General features: G+C 39.3%; 4 protein-coding genes. 2 read left to right on the forward strand and 2 right to left on the reverse strand.

What is annotated here, in order from left to right; all coding sequences use genetic code 11:
• Positions 1-148: 148 nt before the first annotated feature.
• A complete protein-coding gene (locus tag O9295_RS00480; RefSeq protein ID WP_002738362.1) occupies positions 149-403 on the forward strand; it encodes a BrnA antitoxin family protein in 255 nt (84 codons plus the stop codon).
• Between the two features lie 179 nt (positions 404-582).
• On the opposite strand, the gene O9295_RS00485 is transcribed toward O9295_RS00480, so the two are convergent.
• Positions 583-843, reverse strand: a complete 261-nt coding sequence (locus O9295_RS00485; RefSeq protein ID WP_002766683.1) for a hypothetical protein — start codon at positions 841-843, stop codon at positions 583-585.
• 421 nt (positions 844-1,264) lie between these two features.
• Between O9295_RS00485 and O9295_RS00490 the strand changes: the two genes are divergently transcribed.
• Positions 1,265-3,340: a hypothetical protein gene (locus O9295_RS00490; protein ID WP_288030896.1), complete on the forward strand. Its 2,076-nt coding sequence runs from the start codon at positions 1,265-1,267 to the stop codon at positions 3,338-3,340.
• 272 nt (positions 3,341-3,612) lie between these two features.
• Here O9295_RS00490 and O9295_RS00495 read toward each other — a convergent pair.
• Positions 3,613-3,837, reverse strand: a 225-nt coding sequence (locus O9295_RS00495; protein WP_288117916.1) for a ribonuclease toxin HepT-like protein, incomplete at its 5' end; no start/stop codon positions are given.

Below are 3,837 nucleotides of genomic sequence, written 5' to 3' on the forward strand. Positions count from 1 at the left end.
CTCAATTGTCTATCTTTTGGTATTAACCTGTTTGTGCCTTAAGTCCTTCCCTGTATGGATTTCAGCTACTTTTGAGCGTAGGCGCTCTCATCGAATTTTATTTTAAGTTAATTATTTGCATAACAATTCCCGAAGAGCCGAAAAACTTATGAGAAAGGAATATGATTTTTCTAAAGGAAAACGAGGGGCGCTCATTTCCTCTCAGGGAAAAACACGCATTACCATTTATCTAGATGATGAGATTCTAGCTTATTTTCGAGAACAGGCTGAAACCGCAGGAATGGGTTATCAAACCCTAATTAATGAGGCTTTAAAACAATATATCCAATCTCCTTCTGAGCGATCGCTCACTCAGTCCGATTTACGCCGTATTCTTCGGGAAGAATTATCAGCCCTCCAATAATGTTGCTTGTGATAGTTAAAAGTTAGGCGATCGCTGTCTGTTTTCAAGGATTGCGATCGCTTTTTAATTTTTTCTTTTCATCAGAGGAGGTTGTAAAAAGGGTAAAACAGCAACACAGCGTTGATGGTTATTGTCGCTTCGACTTAGTAAGGCAATAAGCGCAGAAGCATCACACAAAATCAAGACAAGTCCCCTCTTTTTAGCTGTTTTTCCTGCATTAAATCGGCAAATTTTTCTCCTGTGTGGGTAGAAAGGTCTGGGGAAACCCCTTCAATGATACCCACTTTTCCCTTAAGGACTTCAGCGAGGGAGTTACTAGAGGGTATCTTTTCTTCGTCTGATACAGAATCAAGTACAGTTAGCCTAACTCTTCGCCCTTTTAATTCAGAAGCATAGGCGGCAATTTCTTCCCAAGTTCCTTCGTAAATTGATTGTGCCATGAGAATGATACTTGTTTAAACAGTAATACTCATCATCTAATCATAGCATCTCTTTATTCAAGGAAGAAGGCGATCGCTGTCTGTTTTCAAGAATTGCGATCGCTTTTTTGCGGCTTTCTTTTCATCCCCTAAAACCGCTACAAGTCAGAGGGTAAAAGGGTTTTGATGATTTTAGCCGACAGATTAATTCATTTGTTCTACTTTCAGGGATGAGGGAGTCATACCATAAAGTCACCCTTTGAATCTAATACAAATCTAATATAAATCTAATATAAAAGTTAATATTCTACTCAAAAAAACCTATTAGAAAAGTATTAACTTTAGAGATTGCCATTACTCAAAATAAAACTTATTCTGGTATCAAAGGTGATTAAACAAATCACTTTTAATTCAAAAAATCAGGAAAATAGAGGACGATGAAATGGCAAACTTCACTATTCGATGGGCGAATCGCTCTAACTCAACACAAGATTGGATGATTAGCAATGGAGACAACTTTACATTGCCACCTAACTATGTGAGATCAGCACAAGTTACGATAAACAACAATTACACTTATCAGATTTCTGTCACTACAAATCACCGATTTGCAGCTGCTTCCTTAAGCTATACTGCTGCAACGCAAACTTGGCAGTTAAATAGCAGTACTCCGAATGAATGGCAATTAGGAACTGGAAATAACACCGTTACAGTCCGATGTTTACTCGAAGACGCTCTTAATTTGACTGCTGAATATGAATTTAATTACTTGGCAACTGAGCCAGAATCCAATGTGGTAAATCCCTCTAACGTTCAGCCAATTATAGAAGAGTTAAGAGCAAAAGCTGCCAGTATTTTAGGATCTGCACTTGGCTCAAAACCCCTTGAATCTTTTATGGTAGGAGCTTTAGGGAATTTCCCTTATTATTGGCAAAATCCAAGCAATCCTGACCTCTTTAATGCCAAAACCTACACTTGGATCAGTTCGGCTTTAAAAGCCACTTCTACCAATCAACCTCTACCTTCTCCATACGACGTAAGAGATGAGCAAGTAGCTTTATTAAATGCCTGGAAGCAAGCTTATGGTCATTTTCCCGAAGGAGACGGGGAACTGATTGACCGTGTTGTAAAGAGTATAGCCAGTGACTGGGCTAATCCTCCAACAACTCTAACCCAAATGGAAAACGCTCTAAATCTTAATGAGCTATTAAATGCTACACCAGCAAGTGGAAAGCCTATTATTCCTGTTCTGGCTAACTATCTTGATGCTTTAGGTAGTTCGGCTACTAATAGTCTTGCTCTGGCTACGACCAATAATACTCCAAGGCAGTTGGATCAGTCCTTTAACTCAATTTATATTGACGTTTTTAGTAAGGTAGGTTATTCCCTATCATCAACAGACAAAGCAAAGCTTAACAAAGCTTATCGAGATGCGACCGATCAGCAAGTTGCTTTGTTAAATGCTTGGAAACAAGCTTACGGCAGTTTTCCTGAAGGGGATGGACAACCTATTGACAAGGTTATAGGCAAGATTGCCGCTGATTGGGCTGATCCTGCAACTAATTTAACTGCAATGGCAGGAGCTATAAATCTCGACGAATTACTCAACAAAACTCCTGGCAGTGGTCAGCCTATTATTCCTGTTTTGGCTAACTATCTTGATGCGATAAATAGTGTGATTCCTCTTGCAAATGCTTCAACGATGAATCAAGCTTACCTCAAACGCGCTCTTAAGGCTGTTCAAAGTCCCACGTCAGACAATGGTGGTTTACAGACTGATGATAAAGTATATCATCCAGCTTATAAAATAGCGACTCAATTATCAGACATCTTGAATGGTTTGAAAGCCATAAACAATGCGATATCTCTGAAACTGTCAGTAAGTCGTTATTCAGAAAGCGAATTCCGAGTTTCTATAGCTGGTGGCGCAAGTATCAATATTCCAATTTTGGATTTATTTACGCTTTCTGTTGATGCAGAAGCCAGTTATTTTTCAGATCACATTGCTACAAGTTCCAACACAACAGACATTGAGTTAACTTACACGGGAGTCACTTTAGTCAATTATGGGCCAGTAGCCTATGACCAATCTAATCCCAATCAGTATTGGTATTGGACTAAACCGATCAAGGATGCTATCAAAAACGGTGATAATGATGTTTCTGGCTTTAAATTCTCTCCAAAGCCACAAATTGACTTTAGTGAGTCCGGGCCTTTCGGGTTCGTCACAGGAGTAGCAATTTCTAATTATCCTTCTGTAAAAATTACCGTCAAATCATCCGATTATGAAAGCATCGAAAAAACCTTTGAGCAAACAGTCAAGGTCGGTCTCTCATTCTTGGGTATTCCTTTAGGAATTCAAGGCTCTGAATCAACTTATTCTCACAATGTTTCTGTCAATATTTCCAGCCAAACAGTAACCATTACTCTAGATCCTCCAAAGGAACTTATCGCTGGTAATGCGGTAGATTCAGTGGGTTGGGTACTGGGAGTACAAACAGAATATCCTGCTGCTTAATTTGCATGATGACTTAAGTGCGATCGCAGATCTTGTCGGTTGGGTTGAGGCAACGAAACCCAACAATATTTGATTTAAGGTGTTAGGACTTACGCAATAGCACTATAAATCTTGTCTAACCGTAGGGACAATTCATGAATTGCCCCTACGGGTAGCGTACCTGCGTCAGTCCTCTTTACTTAGATTCAGTGGGATGCCTACGGCACTGCATAGCAGCACGCCACTCGCTGAAAGCGCACCGAAGGTGATCTTGTAAATTGGGTTATCTTTAATTAAGTTTTTCCCTTACTTAAATTATTACAAAACAATTGAATGTCATTGATTATGGTTTGATAAGAATTAACAATTTGATGGGCGATGATTAAAACCTTTTCCTCATCTAATTGGCAAGAATAAGCACTTCTCACCAGATGACGAAACCGCCGTAACTCATCCAAAATGAGCCTTGTTTCTTCTGTAATAACTGCTTTTCTCACCCTAGGTATATCAACAGACAT

It is taken from the genome of Microcystis sp. LE18-22.4A (assembly GCF_027531105.1).
Taxonomy (GTDB): domain Bacteria; phylum Cyanobacteriota; class Cyanobacteriia; order Cyanobacteriales; family Microcystaceae; genus Microcystis; species Microcystis aeruginosa.